Source organism: Marinobacter bryozoorum (assembly GCF_023156245.1).
Lineage (GTDB): Bacteria > Pseudomonadota > Gammaproteobacteria > Pseudomonadales > Oleiphilaceae > Marinobacter > Marinobacter bryozoorum.
In genome coordinates this window covers 1-1,376 of record NZ_JAKZAH010000101.1, presented here as the reverse complement: position 1 = coordinate 1,376, position 1,376 = coordinate 1, and the positions used below count along the sequence as shown (strand labels likewise).

The 1,376-nt window shown below is 52.9% G+C and carries 3 protein-coding genes; 2 read left to right on the top strand and 1 reads right to left on the bottom strand.

All coding sequences use genetic code 11. The features are described 5' to 3' along the window. Positions 1-269 precede the first annotated feature (269 nt). Positions 270-602 (bottom strand): YnfA family protein, encoded by a 333-nt coding sequence (locus tag MLC59_RS19700; RefSeq protein WP_248237298.1) that lies wholly within the window; start codon positions 600-602, stop codon positions 270-272. A 113-nt stretch (positions 603-715) separates the two neighbouring features. Between MLC59_RS19700 and MLC59_RS19695 the strand changes: the two genes are divergently transcribed. Both MLC59_RS19695 and MLC59_RS19690 read left to right on the top strand, forming a co-directional pair. Next, a complete protein-coding gene (locus tag MLC59_RS19695) occupies positions 716-955 on the top strand; it encodes a type II toxin-antitoxin system ParD family antitoxin (protein ID WP_248237297.1) in 240 nt (79 codons plus the stop codon). Then, positions 955-1,251 (top strand): type II toxin-antitoxin system RelE/ParE family toxin, encoded by a 297-nt coding sequence (locus MLC59_RS19690; protein ID WP_248237296.1) that lies wholly within the window; start codon positions 955-957, stop codon positions 1,249-1,251. The genes MLC59_RS19695 and MLC59_RS19690 overlap by 1 nt, the downstream gene beginning before the upstream one ends. Positions 1,252-1,376 lie beyond the last annotated feature (125 nt).

The following is a 1,376-nucleotide window of genomic DNA, read 5'->3' as shown; positions in this document are numbered from 1 at the left end:
CCTTCGGACTGGCGCCTTGGCCAGAGGCCCCAGCGTCACGCAGTAGGTCAGCGAATTAACCAAACGGGACACTAGCTGCAAGGGTTTGCTACCGCTCAAGGAGGTATCAGGATGGGGTGGAATACTATCGGCGGATATGGACGATTTATCGGCAACGGCGTTAATTATTGACGCTGAATGGAAGCACTGCGAACCGCCGTCCAGGGCTTCAATGCGCGCTTTGTTTCTGGCACTTTTGCGGATACGATTGGTTTGGTTTCAGACCTTCGTCATGTAGTACGCGGCGCGAACATGATGATAGCCATACCCGCCAATGCGACAGCCGAACCAACCAGGTCCCACATAGTTGGCCGAATACCGTCCACGGCCCAGAGCCAGATAATCGCCATGAAAATATACACGCCACCATACGCCGCATAGACCCTCCCAGCGGCGGTGGGATGCAGTGACAGTAACCACGCAAACGCGGCAAGACTCAGGGCGCCTGGCACCAGAAGCCAGATAGTCTTGCCCTCACGAAGCCAGAGATAGGGTAAGTAACAACCAACGATCTCTGCCAATGCGGTGATGAGGAACAGGCCGACAGTTTTAAGTTCAGGCAATGAGGTTTACCCCTTGGCAATAGCGCCCGCAATCACGCGCTTGTCGCGTGGATTGCATTGTTATGCCACCTGAAACAAAATATACCAATTATTGGTACTAGCGAGGTGGCATCATGCAAAAGAACACCAGCATCACTTTAGGCCAACATTTTGATGCGTTCATTGCAGAACAGCTCAAAAATGGCCGATATAGCTCAACCAGCGAGGTCGTTCGTGCAGCACTGCGCCTGCTTGAAGAGTCTGAAACCCGCCTGACCGCAGTTCGTAAATTGCTGAAGGAAGGCGAGGAGAGTGGTTTCGAAGACTACTCCTATGACTCGATTATTCGTGAACTGGACAACGAACGGCGCTGATGCCAAGTTTCAAGCTTTCCAGGAAGGCCAAAGCTGACCTCAAATCCATTGCCCTATACACGGAGCGTGAATGGGGTCGAGATCAACGAAACCACTATGTCCTCCAGTTCGACCAATACTCCCACCTTCTAGCTGACAAGCCGAACCTGGGGCAAGCTTGCGATGAGATAAGTCCGGGCTACCGACAGTACCCTCAGGGGAGCCACATCATATTTTATCGGCTGGCCACCGAGGGTATTGTTGAAATCATCCGCATCATACACAAACGCATGTTGCCTGAAGGGTATCTGCTTTAGGGTATGACGCCTTGGCTTTGCGGCGTGACGGAGCGCCAGCGTAGGCACTGTTAGTGGCCAATTAAAATGACCCACTACTGGCCATTAATTTTGACCCACCCCCGGGTGGCCGTCAGGCCACAGAA